Raw genomic sequence first — 15,459 nt, 5'->3', positions numbered from 1 at the left:
GCGGTCGAACCGCCGGACATGCCTTAAGTGCATCAGCGAGTGCCACGCCCACCAGGGCGAGTGGTCTCAACCCAAATTCCGACGATCCCATAGGGATAGCGGATTGGGGCTTCGCTTGAGCGCTGCGCAGGCTGGGCGATACGCTTCCCGCTTCGAATCGAGCGGAAACCGTATCACTCTCACGCGCGGTCCCCTTTCGTCCTTCAGGCTGTTCCCGAGCCTGCATCTCGCCAGGGTTGATGTCGTCCAACGCTTTTCTCGCCGCCGCCGCGATCCTCCCCTTCGCGGGCTCCGTGCTCACGGGCGCCCTGCCGAGTCATGCGCGCACCGCCGCGGCCGTGCTCGCCGGGTTCGTGACCCTGGCCAGCCTCGGCTGCATCCTCGCGCTCACGCCGCAACTGGCCGAGGGCGGCACCGTCGTCCACGCGGTCGAGTGGCTGCCGAGCCTCGGCGTCAACCTCGTCCTGCGGCTCGACGGGCTCGCGTGGCTGTTCGCCGTGCTGGTGCTCGCCATCGGCGCGCTGGTGGTGCTCTACGCGCGCTACTACATGGCCGCCGCCGACCCGGTGCCGCGGCTGTTCTCTTATTTTCTCGCCTTCGTCGGCGCGATGCTCGGCATCGTTCTCTCCGGCAACCTGATCCAGCTCGTCCTGTTCTGGGAATTGACGAGCATCGTCTCGTTCCTGCTGATCGGCTACTGGTACGACAACGCCGCGGCCCGTGACGGCGCGCGGATGTCGCTCACCATCACCGCGGCGGGCGGCCTGTGCCTGCTCGTCGGGACGGTGCTGATCGGACGCATCGTCGGCAGCTACGATCTGGCCACCGTGCTGGCCTCGGGCGACACGATCCGCAACAGCCCGCTCTACCTGCCGGCCCTGGTGCTGGTGCTCATGGGCGCGCTCACCAAGTCGGCGCAGTTCCCGTTCCACATCTGGCTGCCGCGGGCGATGGCGGCGCCGACGCCGATCAGCGCCTACCTGCATTCGGCCACCATGGTGAAGGCCGGCATCTTCCTGATGATCCGCCTGTGGCCGGTGCTCGCGGGCACCGACGCGTGGTACTGGATCGTCGGCAGCGCCGGCATGGCGACCCTGCTGATCGGCTCGTGGAGCGCGATCTTCCAGCACGACCTGAAGGGTCTGCTCGCCTACTCGACCATCAGCCATCTCGGGCTGATCACGCTGCTGCTCGGCCTCAACTCGCCGCTCGCCGTGGTCGCCGCGATCTTCCACACGGTGAACCACGCGACCTTCAAGGCCTCGCTGTTCATGGCGGTCGGCATCATCGACCACGAGACCGGCACGCGCGACATGCGCCGCCTCTCCGGCCTGTGGCGGGCGATGCCCTATACCGGCACGCTCGCCATGGTCGCCGCCGCGGCGATGGCCGGCGTGCCGCTGCTCAACGGCTTCCTCTCGAAGGAGATGTTCCTCTCCGAGGCGGTCGACAACATGGGCGACCACCCGATCCATATTGCCCTGCCGGTGCTGGCGACGCTGGCCAGCGCCTTCACCATGCTCTACTCGCTGCGCTTCATCCGCCAGACCTTCTTCGGCCCGCCCCCGCACGATCTGCCGAAGACGCCGCACGAGCCGGTGCGGTGGATGCGCATCCCGATCGAGATGCTGGTGCTCGCCTGCATCGCCATCGGCCTCGTCCCGAACCTCACCATCGGCCCGGCCCTGGAACGGGCGGTGAGCGCGGTGTTCGGCGCGGAGACCCCGACCTACAGCCTCGCGATCTGGCACGGCTTCAACGCACCGCTGGCGCTCAGCATGATCGCCCTCGTCGGCGGCGTGCTGCTCTACGTCCTGTTCGGAAAGCGCATCAACACCAATCCCCGCGGCGGCCCCTGGCTGATGGACCGCCTCGACGGCGGCTGGGTGTTCGAGCGCGTGATGACCGGGCTGACGAAGGGCGCCCGCCTGCTGGAACGGGCCTTCGGCGCCGAGCGGCTCCAGCCGCAATTGCGCATCCTGTTCCTCGCCGCCCTGCTCGCCGCGCTGGCGACCGGCGTCGCCCGCGGGCTCGACCTCTTCGCGCTCGGCCGGCTCACGCCGTTCGATCCCGCCTTCGCGCTGATGTGGCTCGTCGGCGGCGCCTGCGCGATCGGTGCGGCGGAACGGGCGAAGTATCATCGCCTCTCGGCCACGATCTTCGTCGGCGGGGCCGGCCTCGTCAGCAGCCTGACCTTCCTCTGGCTCTCGGCGCCGGATCTGGCAGTGACGCAGATCCTCGTCGAGATCGTCACCACCGTCATGCTGCTGCTGGGCCTGCGCTGGCTGCCCAAGCGCGACCGGGCGATTCCCGCGCCCGCCGCCGAGAAGGCGCGGGCCCGGCGCCGCCGCCTCGTCGATCTCTGCATCGCCAGCTTTGCCGGGCTGGGGCTCGCCGGCCTCGCCTACGCCGTGATGACCCGCCCGGCCGGTGACGGCATCGCGCGCTGGTTCATCGAGGAGGCCTATCCGCAGGCGGGCGGGCGCAATGTCGTCAACGTGCTGCTAGTCGATTTCCGCGCCTTCGACACGCTGGGCGAAATCTCGGTGCTCGGCATCGTCGGGCTGACCGTGTTCGCGCTGCTGCGCCGCTTCCGCCCGGCCCCGGACAGCCTGGAGCGTCCCAAGCAGCAGCACCACCACGACGCCTACGACCGCGCCCGCGAGGGCCGCAAACCCGGCGACACCACCGCCGACGCCCTGATGGTGCCGCGGGTGGTGATGACGTGGCTGTTCCCGTTCATCGTCCTGCTGTCGCTGCACCTGTTCCTGCGCGGCCACGACCTGCCCGGCGGCGGCTTCGCGGCGGGCATCGCGCTCACCATCGCCTTCATCCTGCAATACATGGCCTGCGGCGCGCGGTGGGTGGAGGAGCGCCTGCGCATTCAGCCGATCTCGTGGATCGGTCTCGGCCTGCTCATCGCGGTGGGCGCCGGCGCGGCCTCGTGGGCGTTCGGGCGACCCTTCCTCACCGCCTACTTCGCCTATTGGGAGTTGCCGCTGCTCGGCAAGGTCCCGGCGGCGAGCGCCCTGGTGTTCGATCTCGGGATCATGGTGCTGGTGGTGGGCGCGAGCGCGCTGATGCTGGTGGCGCTCGCGCACCAATCCCTGCGCCGCACCCGCAGCGCTGAGGCGGAGGCCGAACTGGATGCCGAACAGGCCGGCGAGGAGACGGCGTAATGGAGATCGTGCTGTCGGCCGGAATCGGCGTCTTCGCCGCCTCCGGTGTGTGGCTGATGCTGCGCCCGCGCACCTTCCAGGTGGCGCTCGGGCTCTCCCTGCTGAGCTACGCCGTCAACCTGTTCATCTTCGCCATGGGCCGGCTCACCGTCGGCGCGCCGCCGGTGCTCGGGGCCGGGCCCGAGACCGTCTCGGTCGATGATCCGGTGCCGCAGGCGCTGGTGCTCACCGCGCTGGTGATCAGCTTCGCGCTCACCGCCCTCTTCCTCGTGGTGCTGCTCGCAGCCCGCGGCATCACCGGCAGCGATCACGTCGACGGCCGGGAGCCGCATCACGCCGAACCCACGCCGGAGAACCCGCATCCATGAACGCGCCCCTCTTGAGCGGCCCCGGCGCGGTCCTGTGGTCCGATCATCTCGTCGTCCTGCCGATCGTGCTGCCGATCGCCGCCGCCGGTGTCATGTTCCTGATGGACGAGCGGCGCCACCGCCTGAAGTCGGCGATCAGTCTCGCCACCGTGCTGGTGCTCCTCGGCATCGCCCTCGCCCTCGTCGGCCGGGCGGCCGAGGCGCCGGAGGTCTACCACCTCGGCAACTGGGCGGCGCCCTACGGCATCGTGCTGGTGGCCGACCGGCTCTCGGCGGTGATGCTGACGCTGGCCGGCGTGCTGGGACTTGCCGCCCTCGTCTTCTCCTTCGCGCGCTGGGGCCGGGCCGGCCCGCGCTTCCACGGCCTTTTCCTGCTGCTGCTGATGGGGGTGAACGGCGCCTTCCTCACCGGTGACGTGTTCAACCTATTCGTGTTCTTCGAGGTGATGCTGGCCGCCTCCTACGGCCTTGTCCTGCACGGCTCGGGCGAGACCCGCATCCGGGCGGGCCTCGGCTACATCGCCGTCAACCTCGTCGCCTCGCTGTTCTTCCTCATCGGTGTCAGCCTGATCTACGGCACGATGGGCACGCTCAACATGGCCGACCTCGCCCGGCGGCTCGCGAGCCCTCCGGCCGAGGCCGCTTTGTTCGAGGTCGGCTGCGCCGTGCTCGGTATCGCCTTCCTCATCAAGTGCAGCGCCTGGCCCCTCGGCTTCTGGCTGCCGACCACCTATTCCGCCGCCACCGCCCCCGCGGCGGCGATCCTGGCGATCCTCAGCAAGGTCGGCGTCTACGTCGTGATCCGCCTCAGCCTGCTCCTGTTCGGGGACGGCAGCTCGGCAGGGTTCGGCCAGAGCTGGATCCTCGTCACCGGCCTCGCGACCATCGCCTTCGGCACCTTCGGCATCCTGGCCGCGCGCCATCTGACGCGGGCGGCGGGCTACGCGGTGATGATCTCGTCGGGCACGGTGCTCGCGGCACTCGGCACCGGCAGCGCGGCGGCGCTCTCCGGCGCGCTCTACTACCTCGTCGGCTCGACCTGCGCGGCCGGCGCCCTGTTCCTCCTGGCCGAGATCCTGCAGCGCGCCCGCGACCCGGCGGATGCGGCCCAACCCGTCTTCGCCGACGAGTACCGCGATCCCTTCGACGATGCCGACGCCGTCGAGGTCGGCCGGGCGATCCCCGCGGCCGTGGCGATCCTCAGCAGCGGCTTCCTGCTCTGCACGCTGATGCTCGCCGGCATCCCGCCGCTCTCGGGCTTCGTCGGCAAGCTGGCGATGTTCTCGGGGCTCGCCTCGAACACCATGACCGCCTCGGCCTGGTGGCTGATCGCCGCGCTCACGCTTTCCAGCCTCGGCACCCTGATTCCCCTGGTGCGGCTCGGCATCTTCAGCCTGTGGGTGCCCCATGACGACCCGCCGCCGACGATGCGGACGCCGGAACTCGCAAGCCTCAGCGTCCTGCTCGCGGCCTGCATCGCGCTCGCGCTGTGGGGCGGGCCGGCGCTCGCCTACAGCGAGGCCACCGTGCGCTGGCTGTCGCAGCCGCAGGACTACGTCCGCGCCGTCCTCGATTCGGGCAAAGGTGAAGCGGGCAAGAGCAGTGCAGGCAAGAGCAGCGTAGGCAACGGCGGCGCAGGCAACGGTGCAGCGGGGGCAAGGCCATGAACGCGCTTCTGCCCCACCCCTTCCTCTCCGCCGGCCTCGTCCTGATGTGGCTGCTGCTGAACGCACCGCCGACGCCGGGCAACGTTCTGCTCGCGCTCCTCGTCGGGCTGACCGTGCCGGCGGTGATGCGGGCGCTGCGCCCCAGACCGGTGCGGGTCCGCCGCCCCGGTCTCGCCGTGCGGCTGCTGTTCACCGTCCTCTACGACATGCTGCGCTCCAACATCGACGTGGCCAAGATCATCCTCGGCCTGCATCGCGGCGAGCGGCGCACCGGCTTCGTCTCGGTCCCCCTCGACATGACGACGCCGTTCGGCCTGTCGGTGCTGTCGATCATCCTGACCGCGACGCCCGGCACCCTCTGGGTCCAGTACGATTCCCATACCGGGCGCCTGCTGATGCACCTTCTCGACGACACCGACAGCGAGGGCTGGGTCCGCCGCGTCAAGGACCGCTACGAGCGCCCCCTCATGGAGATCTTCGCGTGAGCGCCGCCACCGTCCTCGATTGGGGCCTCGGCCTCGCCCAAGGCATGCTGGTGCTGGCGATGGCGCTGGCCGCGTGGCGGATGCTGCGCGGCCCCCGCGCCCAGGACCGCATCCTCGGCCTCGATACGCTCTACCTCAACGGCATGCTGGCGATCGTCGTCCACGGCATGCGCACCGGCAGCGGCCTCTATTTCGAGGGCGCGCTGATCCTCGGCATGATCGGCTTCACCGCCACCGTGGCGCTCGCCAAGTTCCTGATGCAGGGCGAGGTGATCCAGTGACCGGCGCCGACCTGCCCGCCTGGGCGGCCTGGATCGTCGTGGCGCTGGCGCTCGGCGGCGCCGGCTTCTCGCTGACCGGCGCGCTCGGGCTCATCCGCCTGAAGACCTTCTACGAGCGCGTCCACGCCCCGACGCTCGGGGCCACGCTCGGCGCCTTCCTGATCCTGGCCGGCTCGATGCTGCTGCTGTCGCTGATCGAGGGCCACATCGTCCTGCGCGACGTGCTGATCGGCCTGTTCATCACCATCACCACGCCGGTGACGATGCTGCTGCTCGCCCGCGCCGCCGCCCACCGCGACCGCACCGAGAAGAACCCGAAGGCCCCGCCCGAGCCGTGATGTTTTTGGCGTGAGGGCCGGCGCCGGGCCCGCTCATCGCAGCGGGTCGGGATCGAGGGGCGACGGCCGGCCGCTCTTGCCCTTCGTTGAGCTCGCGGCCTTGGCGGCCTATGGATAGCCCCATGGAACTCCGAGCTTCAACTGAGCGATCCTTGGCTCCCGTAGCCCCCTTGGCTCCCGTGGCCCCCTTGGCCTGCAAACCGCCCCCCGGAACGGCTGCGCCGTTCCTGCCGATGAGCCGCGCCGAGATGACGGCGCTCGGGTGGGACGCCTGCGACATCGTGCTGGTGACCGGTGACGCCTACGTGGATCACCCCAGCTTCGGCATGGCGATCATCGGCCGGCTGCTCGAAGCGCAGGGGTTCCGGGTCGGCATCATCGCGCAGCCCGACTGGCAGTCGGCGGAGCCGTTCAAGGCTCTGGGCAAGCCGCGTCTGTTCTTCGGCGTTACCGGCGGCAACCTCGATTCGATGGTGAACCGCTACACGGCGGACCGCCGGCTGCGCCATGACGACGCCTACACGGCCGGCGGGGAAGGCGGCCGGCGGCCAGACCGCTGCACCATCGTCTACACGCAGCGCTGCCGCGAGGCCTACAAGGACGTGCCGATCGTGCTCGGCGGCATCGAGGCCTCGCTGCGCCGGATCGCTCACTACGATTACTGGTCCGACAAGGTGCGCCGCTCGATCCTGGCGGATGCGAAAGCGGATCTGCTCCTCTACGGCAATGCCGAGCGCGCCGTGGTCGAGGTGGCGAACCGCCTCGCGGCCGGCGAAGCGCCGCACGAACTCGAGTCAGTCCGGGGCGTCGCCCTGTTCCGCCGCGTGCCCGAGCATTACACCGAGCTGCCCGCCGACGATCTCGACTCGACGGACGAGGCCGCCGCCCGCCGGCCCGGCGACACCGTGATCCGGCTCCCCGCCTACGACGAGGTCAAGGACGACAAGGAGGCCTATGCCCGCGCCTCGCGCGTGCTGCACCGCGAGGCCAATCCCGGCAACGCGCGCCCGCTCGTCCAGCGCCACGGCGACCGCGACCTGTGGCTGAACCCGCCGCCGATCCCGCTGACCAGCGACGAGATGGATTCGGTCTACGACCTGCCCTATGCCCGCGCGCCCCACCCGTCCTACGGCGACGCGAAGATTCCCGCCTGGGACATGATCAAGTTCTCGGTGACGATCATGCGCGGCTGCTTCGGCGGCTGCACCTTTTGCTCCATCACCGAGCACGAGGGCCGCGTCATCCAGAACCGCTCGGAGGGCTCGATCCTGCGCGAGATCGAGCGGATCCGCGACAAGACGCCGGGCTTCACCGGCGTGATCTCGGATGTCGGCGGGCCGACCGCAAACATGTACCGGATGGCCTGCAAGGACCCGAAGATCGAGGCGGCGTGCCGGCTGCCGTCCTGCGTCTTCCCGGACATCTGCCCCAACCTGAACACCTCGCACGACGACCTGATCCGGCTCTATCGCAAGGTCCGCGAGGTGAAGGGCGTCAAGAAGGTGATGGTCGCCTCCGGCGTGCGCTACGACCTCGCGGTCCGAAGCCCCGAATACGTCGAGGAGCTCGTGACCCACCATGTCGGCGGCCGTCTGAAGATCGCGCCCGAGCACACCGAGCGCGGTCCCCTCGACCTGATGATGAAGCCGGGGATCGGGACCTATGACCGCTTCAAGGAAATGTTCGACGCCGCTGCCAAGAAGGCCGGCAAGAAATACTACCTGATCCCGTATTTCATCGCGGCGCATCCGGGCACGACCGACGAGGACATGCTGAACCTCGCCCTCTGGCTCAAGAAAAACGACTACCGTGCCGACCAGGTGCAGACCTTCCTGCCCTCGCCCATGGCGACGGCCACGACCATGTATCACACCGAGATCAACCCGTTGCAGGGCGTGCGCCGCGGCGGCAGCGAGCCTGTCGATGCGATCAAGGGCCTGCGGCAGCGCCGGCTGCACAAGGCGTTCCTGCGCTACCACGACCCCGAGAACTGGCCCCTGCTTCGCGAGGCGCTGCGCGAGATGGGCCGTGCGGATCTGATCGGGCCGAGGCCGGACCAGCTCGTGCCGTTCTCGCAGCCGCCGGGAACAGGCACAGGCGTGAGCAAGGGGCGAGGCCAGCCGCGCCCCATACGCGCCGCGGGTGGCGGGCAGCGTTTCACCACGAAGGGCGTGCCGTTCAGGAAATGACGGCCTCACGCGTCCGAGACGGTTTCCGGTTGATCGCTTTCGGGAACCGTTGATTCCGCCCCCCGCACGCGGGGAGAGGGCCACGTCTCGCCCTTCGTCGGGGAGCCTGGCGGGGCGGCAGCCGGAGGTGAGGGGGCATGGCCGGAAGAGCCTCTTGCCGAGCCACCACCGGCGGCACCCGTCACCCCCGCAGCCGCGCCACCGCCATCTTCCGCACCCGGCTCGCGTAGAACGAGAGAAACCCGCGCTGGGCGTGGTCGCCGGGGGTGCGCAGGACGAGGCCCGGATCGACCAGCATCCGCCGGCCCGTGGCGGCGGCGATGCGGCGGTTGAGAGTGAGGTGCTCGCAGCGCGCGTAATCGTCGTCGAGATAGGAGCCGAGCCGGTAATCCGCACCGCGGTAGAGTGTCAGCCCATTGAAGGCCGAGAGGCAGGTGGTCTCGCGCTCCCGCGTCAGCGCGCTTTGCGCCGGGTAGATCGTATCGGAGAAGAAGCGGTAATAGCCGAGCGCGCCGCGGCGGTGGCGGGCGATGTCGTCGAGAAGGTACTCGTAGCTCACCGCCTCGTCCTCGTAGGCGAGCAGATCGTAATAGTGCGGCTGCGACGCCGCCGAGACGGCGAACAGGCCCGGCCGCTCCAGCTTGGCCAACGCCGCGAGAACCGCCCCCGCTTCGGGCGGGCGCGCCATGACGTTGTCGATGTCGGCGACACAGACATAGGCGGGCGCCGGCCCCTGACCGTCGAGCACGCGCTTGAGATGTTCGCGGCCCCGGGCCATCCGCGCCAGCCGGCCGCGGATGTCGGCCATGAAGGCGGTGGGGACATGGCTGAGCTCGCCCCGCGCCTGCGCCGCCCAGAGCAGCGCCCCGGTGCCGTCGCGGGAATCGTTTTCGCCGACAAGGGCGCGGCAATCGAGCCCCGCGTCCCTCAGGGAGGTCAGGAAGCGCAGGAAGGCGGGGAGGGTGGCCGCACAATTGCGCGCCAGGGCCAGCACCACGATGTCGGGGCGCTCCGCATCGACGGGGTCTTGCAAGGAGTCTTGCACGCGGCCTTGCACCGGGTCGCTCATCGCGCGGCTTCCTTCGGGGTCTTGGGTAGGGCGGGGGATTGGGCGGTACGCCCGGCCGTCCGGCAGGCGCAGGGGGCTTGAGCCGCGATCTCGCGCTGCGGATCGAGGGAAAGCGTCCGGTTGAGCGACCAGAGCGTGCCGGCGCAGTTCTTGGCGTCCCACCACGGGTTGGGCCGGCCGGTGCGGGCACGCCAATCGACGCTGTTCCCGCTCACCGTCACCGTGTGACAGGGCTCGGCGTACTGGTTCCAGACCGAGATGCCGACATTGGTGAAGAGTTGCGGCCGGGCGATCACCACGTTGCCGGCGATAGTCATGTGGCTGCCGCTCGCCACCGCGATCCCGTACTGGCCCGGATCGATCAGCAGGTTGTCGCGGGCTTCCAGGTAGGCGCCGCCGCCGTCGCCAAGCATGATCCCGCCGCCGGACTGGCTCGGACCGCCGCCGACGAGGCGGTTGCGGCTGACCAGGATCGGCCGGCCCGGCTCGCCACGCGATTGGAACAGGCTGATCGCGTCCTCCGGCACGCCGCGGCCGGGCTCGTTCTCGCCGATGTTGCACGAGATGCCGTTGCCGGGCCCCTTCACCTTGTCGAACTGCACGAACTGGCCGGCCGGGATCGGACCCCGGACGTTGCGCACGCTGTTGCAGCGGACCTCGACCCCGGTGGAGGAGAGCGCGCGGATGCCCGAGAGGGTGTTGTCGATCCGGTTCTCCTCGATGATGACGCCGTCGCTCCCCTCGACATAGATGCCGACATCCCCGGTGTCGCGGATCGTGAGATTGCGGATCGTCACGTTGCGCGAACGCTCGATCCGCACCCCCTCGCCGCCGCACGGCCCGAGGTCGAGGTTCTCGATCGTCCGGTCGGAGACGTCGCGCAGCACGAGGCAGGGTCCGGACGGGTCGCTGACCGTGCGCCGGCTCTCTTCGGCACGGGCGGGCGCAGCGGGCCAGGGCGCGAGGAGCGCGAGACCGGCGAGCGCGCCTAGGGACATGCCCCGCACTCGTCCGGGCCGGAACGGCCTGTCGAGCGGGAGGGCGGCAGCCTGCGCCCGGAAGATCATCGCAGCGCCGATGCCGATGCCGATCAGCGTCCAGAACGGAATCGCCAGCATCGGCCCCTCCAGGGCGACGTCGAAGCTCGCATCGATGACGATCGAGGCGACGTAGCAGGCGATGAACAGGAAGAAGCTCTCCCATTTCCGCTCGCCCATCCGGCGCGCACGCCAGAAGGCGGCGAGCATGGCCGCCATCCAGACGGCGCAGGTGAGGAGCCACAAGGCGAGGCCGGGCACGCCGCTGCGGGCGAGGTAGGTCATGTGGATGCTGTGCGGACTGCGCAGAGTCGGCCCGCCATTCTCCAGCCCGACCACGTAGCCGTCGGTCTCGGCCAGATTCGGCCCGAAGCCCTTGCCGGTCCAGAAATAAGGCCCGTTCACGGTGTAGCCGACGATGGTGTTCCACCAGCGCAGCCGCCACTGCTTGGTGTCGTCGAGGTTGCCGCCGCTGCTCGGGGCGACGATGCTGACGATGTTGTTTACCACCGCCGCTGCGCTGACCGGCCGGTCGCTGTTGGGCAGCTCCACCTCGACATCGAGGGCGGCCGCGGCCCCCAGAAGGCCGGCACCGAGGATCAGCGTCGCGGCCATCCGCTTCCATTGCCCGACCGCCAGAAGGGCGAGGCAGACCGGCACCGCGATCGCCAGCATCGAGCCGCGGTTCTGGGCGGCGGCGAGCACCGCGCCGAGGCCGACGAAGGCGACCCAGCCCGGCCCGACCCGGACGAGGCCGACCAGCGCCAGAACGCAGGCACCGGTCAGATGGGCCGAGAGTTCGCCCGCCCGCGCCGCGAAGAACGGCACGTCGCCGAGGATGAAGGCGATGATCGCCATCGGGATTGCGATGCGCGCAAGCCAGCGGAACATCCGCAGCAGGGTCCCGAGCCGGCGCGGATCGTCGAGCAGGAGGGCGATCATGACGAAGGCGTAGCCGCCGTAGAGCGCGACCGCGCCGTCGCGCAGGGCATCGACCCGGTATTCGCGCAGGCCGGTGAGCGTCCGCAGCAGCACCCAGCCCATCAGCGCGGCCAGACAGAGTGCGGGTGCGGTGGCGAGCCCAGCCACGAGGTTGATGCCCGATCGCGCCCGCAGCGCGGCGAGCAGCCCCAGCAGGAACAGCAATTCGCCGGCATAGAGCGGCGGCAGGCCGAGATAGGCGAAGCTCTTGCCGAAGATCATGTACCCGGCAAACGCGATGCCGAGCGCCGCCAGGAACAACTCCGCAAGGCGGCTTTCCCGCGACAGGGCAGGGATGGTCGTCGTCGCTGCCATCAACACCCGCCCATCGACAATCGCCACCGGTTCAGATCGGGGAGAAGTCTTGCGGGCGGCGCACCTCCTGACAATCGAGGCCGGCGGCGCATCGGGAGCGCGCCGGCCCGTACTTCCGACGTACCCCGAACGATCGAGGAATCGTCGCCGCCTCTCCCGATGTCCGCGTGGTGCGTGCGCCCGCCTCGTCTAGGGTCGCTCAGGCCTCCTTCCGGCAGGCATCTCCATCACCTCGCCCTCACCCGGACACAGCATGCCCGCCCTCCCGCGCGACCTCCGTGCCCTGGCCGGCGCCCGCCGCGCTGTTCTCGGGCGAAAGGTTCTTGCGCGGGGGGCGGCCGGTCCGGCGCTGTCGGTGGCCGATCAGGCGCTGGTAAGCGCGTGCAACTTCGCCACCACCATCGTGCTGGCGCACGCGCTCGGCCTCGAGGCTTTCGGCCTGTTCTCGACGGCCTGGATCGCGGTACTGCTTACCGTCAGCCTGCAGCTCGGCCTCGTCGTCTGCCCGATGATCAGCATCGGGCCGGGTCTGGGCGACGAGGCGCGGCCGGCCTATTACGCCATCGTCCTCGTCCACGAAGCCGCCTTCCTGGCGCTCGCCGGCGGGGCTGTCGCGATCGGGCTCGCCTTGGCTTTCGGCGACCGGGCGCTGGGCCTCGCGGCAGGCGTGGCCTGCGCCGCCCACCTCGCCCAGGACTTTTGCCGCCGCTACCTGTTCGCCCGCGGGCGGCCGCCGGTCGTTCTGGGGATCGATGCGCTCAACCAGGGGATCAAGCTCGCGGGTCTGATCCTGCTCAGCCGGGCAGGGATGCTCACGCCGACCCGCGCCCTGGAGGTCGTCGCGGCCTCGGCCGCCCTGTCCTGCCTCTGCGCGATCCCGTTCCGGGGTGCGCTGGCGTGGCGGGCGGGCGAGTTCGGCGCAGCGAGCCGGCGGCAATGGCATTCCGGCCGCTGGCTGGTGCTCACGGGGCTGATGCAGTGGCTGAGCGGCTATGGCGGCCTGCTCGTCGCCGGAGCCCTGCTCGGCGTGACGCTGATCGGCGTGCTGCGCGCGGCGCAGAGCATTCTCGGGGTCCTCAACCTGATCCGCGACGCCCTCGAGAACATCGTCCCGCCGATCGCCGGCCGGGCCCTGGCGCAGGGCGGCCTCCACGGTCTGCGGCCGGTCATCGGCATCACCGCCGCCATCGGCTTTGCCGGGGGCCTGAGCTTCACGGCGCTGCTGGCGCTCACCGGCAAGAGCCTGCTCGCGGCGGCGTTCGGGCCGGACATGGCGGCCTATGCCTGGGTGGTGGCGTGGTACTCGCTGCTGTTTCCGGTCTCGCTCGTGTCCTTCGCGCAGATCTGCGCGTTTCGCGCGCTGGAGCGGACCGGTGCGGTCTTCGCCGCGACGGCCGCGGCGGCGGCTCTGAATCTCGCCCTCGTCTACCCGGCGGTGCGCGGGTTCGGCATCGAGGGCCTGCTCGGCGTGGCGATCACGAGCGAAGTGCTGGTCTGCCTCGTCCTCGCCGGCTTGCTACGGCGCGTTCTGCGGGCCCCGTCAGGCACACTCGGCAGCCTTCAGCCGGCCTGAAATGTGCGATCCCAAAGGGATCATCCCTTTGGCGGGGCGCCGGGGCAGCGCCCCGGCTTCCCTTCACCAGGGCTCTGCCCTGGACCCGCGAAAGGACTTGTCCTTTCGAAACCCGGATTCAGGCGACGCAGCACCGCCTCAAAGCCGGAGCTCACCCCCGGCGATCTGCGCGTAGAGGGCCCCATCGATCCGGCGGTAGGCGCCGTCGCGGTCGATGTAGAGCGGGTCGTCGGTCCGGGCGGGATCGAAGCCGTCCTCGGCCAGGGTGACCTTCTTCTGCTTGAAGGTCTCGGTGTGGCCGAGTTCGTCGCTCAGGCGCAGGAACAGCGGCCGGGCATAGGCCGGAAGCCGGGTCTCCATCTCGGCGTGCAGATGCGCGAGGTCGAAATCCGGCCCGACCGCGAGCGCCGCCATGCCGGCCCGGCCCTCCGCCCCCGGCACGGACACGCCGTAGACGTTGGCCTCGCGCACGCCCGCGACGCGGTGGAGCGCCTCGGCGACCTCGGTGGTGGCGACGTTCTCGCCCTTCCAGCGGAAGGTGTCGCCGATGCGATCGACGAAGGTGAAGAAGCCCTGCGCGTCCCGGCGCATCAGGTCGCCGGTGCGCATCCAGGCATCATTGGGTTCAATCACGTCGCGCAGCACCTTGCGCGCACTCTCGGCGGCGCTGGTATAGCCCTCGAACGTGTATTCCGCCCGCTCCGAGAGCCGGCCGAGCAATTCGCCGGCCTCGCCGAATTCGGCCGGGATGCAGCGCCCCTGCGCATCGCGGGCAGGCAGGCCCGTGGTGACGTCGTGGCGGACGATCAGGGCCGGCGAGCGCCGGGCCATGAAGGAGGGCACGCGCCCCACCGCGCCGACCCGGCCCTCGACGTTGTAGAGCGAGAGCGTGCCCTCGGTCGCGGCGTAGAATTCGAGGATGCGGGGGATCGCGAAGCGCGCCTGGAACGCCTCCCAGACCTCCGCGCGCATGCCGTTGCCGGTGCAGAGCCGCAGGCGGTGTTGCCTCTCGGCGGGGTCGGGGGCGGCGAGCGTGAGATAGCGGCACAGCTCACCGATATACTGGAACAGGGTCGCCCCGCTCTCGGCCACGTCGGCCCAGAACCGGCTGGCGGAGAATTTCTCGCGGATCACCACCGAGCCGCCGCCGAGCAGCACCGAGCCCGGCGCCACCACGCCGCCGACGCTGTGATAGAGCGGCAGGCAATCGTACATGCGGTCGTCGGGCGTCGGGTCGATCAGGCCGGCGAACCAATGGGTCCACATCATCACCCGGTGGTGGCTCACCCGCGCGGCCTTGGGCAGGCCGGTGGTGCCGGAGGTGTAGATCAGCAGCGCGGGATCGCGCAGCGTGACGGAGGGCGCCTCGTCGGACCCGAGCGGAGCCTCGCGAAACCCCGCCGAGGCCGCGGCGAGCGAATCACGCGCGTCCGGCCCCTGCCACACGATCTCCGGCGGCTCGGCGAGATGGGGCAGGACCCCCTCCAGCACGTCGGCGAGGTCGCTGGCGGCGATGACGAGGCGGGGGGCAGCGACCACAAGGCAATGGGCGAGGCCGGCGCCGCGCAGGTGGGTGTTGAGCAGCGCCACGCAGACGCCGACGCGGGTGAGCCCGAGCCAGATCGCGAGATAGTCCGGGCAGTTCCGCATCAACAGGGCGACGGTGTCGCCCTTGGCGAGCCCGCGCGCCAGCGCCCAGCGGGCGTAGCGGTTGCGGCGGGCGGCGAGTTCCCGATGGTTCAGGGTCTCGTCCCGGCCGATCAGGGCCGGCGCATGGGGGCGCTCGGCGGCGACGGCGTCCAGCACGAGGGGGAAGATGCGCTCCGGGCTCGCGTCGATCCGCGCCGTGCGGGCCAGGGCCCCGAGCCAGCCGGCCGTGGAGGACGGCCGGGGCGGCGGGGCCGCGCTGTCCGGCTCCGGGCGTCCCTCGAGCGGATCGGGGGAGGCTGCGGCGAAAGTCTGGTCCATCGCGGGCGC

At 70.4% G+C, this 15,459-nt stretch carries 11 protein-coding genes; 8 read left to right on the top strand and 3 right to left on the bottom strand.

All coding sequences use genetic code 11. From position 1 onward, the window contains the following. Positions 1-239 precede the first annotated feature (239 nt). From MSPGM_RS23925 to MSPGM_RS23895, 7 genes are all read left to right on the top strand, one after another. A complete protein-coding gene (locus tag MSPGM_RS23925) occupies positions 240-3,179 on the top strand; it encodes a monovalent cation/H+ antiporter subunit A (RefSeq protein WP_003600888.1) in 2,940 nt (979 codons plus the stop codon). Beyond that, a complete protein-coding gene (locus tag MSPGM_RS23920) occupies positions 3,179-3,547 on the top strand; it encodes a Na+/H+ antiporter subunit C (protein WP_003600887.1) in 369 nt (122 codons plus the stop codon). Before MSPGM_RS23925 ends, MSPGM_RS23920 begins: the two co-directional genes overlap by 1 nt. Continuing rightward, positions 3,544-5,214 carry a monovalent cation/H+ antiporter subunit D gene (locus MSPGM_RS23915; protein ID WP_003600886.1) on the top strand — a complete coding sequence of 557 codons (1,671 nt, stop codon included), beginning with the start codon at positions 3,544-3,546 and terminating at the stop codon, positions 5,212-5,214. Before MSPGM_RS23920 ends, MSPGM_RS23915 begins: the two co-directional genes overlap by 4 nt. Then, positions 5,211-5,699: a Na+/H+ antiporter subunit E gene (locus MSPGM_RS23910; RefSeq protein WP_003600885.1), complete on the top strand. Its 489-nt coding sequence runs from the start codon at positions 5,211-5,213 to the stop codon at positions 5,697-5,699. The genes MSPGM_RS23915 and MSPGM_RS23910 overlap by 4 nt, the downstream gene beginning before the upstream one ends. Continuing rightward, positions 5,696-5,980 (top strand): K+/H+ antiporter subunit F, encoded by a 285-nt coding sequence (locus MSPGM_RS23905; RefSeq protein WP_003600884.1) that lies wholly within the window; start codon positions 5,696-5,698, stop codon positions 5,978-5,980. Before MSPGM_RS23910 ends, MSPGM_RS23905 begins: the two co-directional genes overlap by 4 nt. Beyond that, on the top strand, positions 5,977-6,318 hold the full coding sequence (gene mnhG, locus MSPGM_RS23900) for a monovalent cation/H(+) antiporter subunit G (RefSeq protein ID WP_003600883.1): 342 nt from the start codon (positions 5,977-5,979) through the stop codon (positions 6,316-6,318). The genes MSPGM_RS23905 and mnhG overlap by 4 nt, the downstream gene beginning before the upstream one ends. 122 nt (positions 6,319-6,440) lie before the next feature. Next, entirely contained in the window at positions 6,441-8,507 is a 2,067-nt protein-coding gene (locus MSPGM_RS23895) for a YgiQ family radical SAM protein (RefSeq protein ID WP_003600882.1), read from the top strand. 181 nt (positions 8,508-8,688) lie between these two features. On the opposite strand, the gene MSPGM_RS23890 is transcribed toward MSPGM_RS23895, so the two are convergent. After that, positions 8,689-9,576, bottom strand: coding sequence for a glycosyltransferase family 2 protein (locus MSPGM_RS23890; protein WP_003600880.1), 888 nt, complete (start codon positions 9,574-9,576; stop codon positions 8,689-8,691). Beyond that, positions 9,573-11,909: a right-handed parallel beta-helix repeat-containing protein gene (locus tag MSPGM_RS23885; RefSeq protein ID WP_003600878.1), complete on the bottom strand. Its 2,337-nt coding sequence runs from the start codon at positions 11,907-11,909 to the stop codon at positions 9,573-9,575. The genes MSPGM_RS23890 and MSPGM_RS23885 overlap by 4 nt, the downstream gene beginning before the upstream one ends. A gap of 253 nt (positions 11,910-12,162) precedes the next feature. On the opposite strand from MSPGM_RS23885, the gene MSPGM_RS23880 reads away from it, so the two are divergent. Beyond that, complete coding sequence (locus MSPGM_RS23880; RefSeq protein ID WP_003600876.1) at positions 12,163-13,482, top strand: lipopolysaccharide biosynthesis protein; 1,320 nt, start codon at positions 12,163-12,165, stop codon at positions 13,480-13,482. Positions 13,483-13,620: 138 nt separating this feature from the next. On the opposite strand, the gene MSPGM_RS23875 is transcribed toward MSPGM_RS23880, so the two are convergent. Continuing rightward, positions 13,621-15,450, bottom strand: a complete 1,830-nt coding sequence (locus MSPGM_RS23875; RefSeq protein ID WP_015857587.1) for a long-chain-acyl-CoA synthetase — start codon at positions 15,448-15,450, stop codon at positions 13,621-13,623. Between the last annotated feature and the right edge of the window lie 9 nt (positions 15,451-15,459).

It is taken from the genome of Methylorubrum sp. GM97 (genome assembly GCF_024347855.1).
Classification (GTDB): Bacteria; Pseudomonadota; Alphaproteobacteria; order Rhizobiales; family Beijerinckiaceae; genus Methylobacterium; species Methylobacterium extorquens.
Note: the sequence above shows the minus strand (reverse complement) of the source record. Positions and strands in the feature narration are given on the sequence as shown.

What these genes read in the sequence shown, in the direction of transcription:
- MSPGM_RS23925 (WP_003600888.1), top strand. Translation starts at nt 240, where the DNA reads ATGTCGTCCAACGCTTTTCTCGCCGCCGCCGCGATCCTCCCCTTCGCG.
- MSPGM_RS23920 (WP_003600887.1), top strand. Translation starts at nt 3,179, where the DNA reads ATGGAGATCGTGCTGTCGGCCGGAATCGGCGTCTTCGCCGCCTCCGGT.
- MSPGM_RS23915 (WP_003600886.1), top strand. Translation starts at nt 3,544, where the DNA reads ATGAACGCGCCCCTCTTGAGCGGCCCCGGCGCGGTCCTGTGGTCCGAT.
- MSPGM_RS23910 (WP_003600885.1), top strand. Translation starts at nt 5,211, where the DNA reads ATGAACGCGCTTCTGCCCCACCCCTTCCTCTCCGCCGGCCTCGTCCTG.
- MSPGM_RS23895 (WP_003600882.1), top strand. Translation starts at nt 6,441, where the DNA reads ATGGAACTCCGAGCTTCAACTGAGCGATCCTTGGCTCCCGTAGCCCCC.
- MSPGM_RS23890 (WP_003600880.1), bottom strand. Translation starts at nt 9,576, where the DNA reads ATGAGCGACCCGGTGCAAGGCCGCGTGCAAGACTCCTTGCAAGACCCC.
- MSPGM_RS23885 (WP_003600878.1), bottom strand. Translation starts at nt 11,909, where the DNA reads ATGGCAGCGACGACGACCATCCCTGCCCTGTCGCGGGAAAGCCGCCTT.
- MSPGM_RS23880 (WP_003600876.1), top strand. Translation starts at nt 12,163, where the DNA reads ATGCCCGCCCTCCCGCGCGACCTCCGTGCCCTGGCCGGCGCCCGCCGC.
- MSPGM_RS23875 (WP_015857587.1), bottom strand. Translation starts at nt 15,450, where the DNA reads ATGGACCAGACTTTCGCCGCAGCCTCCCCCGATCCGCTCGAGGGACGC.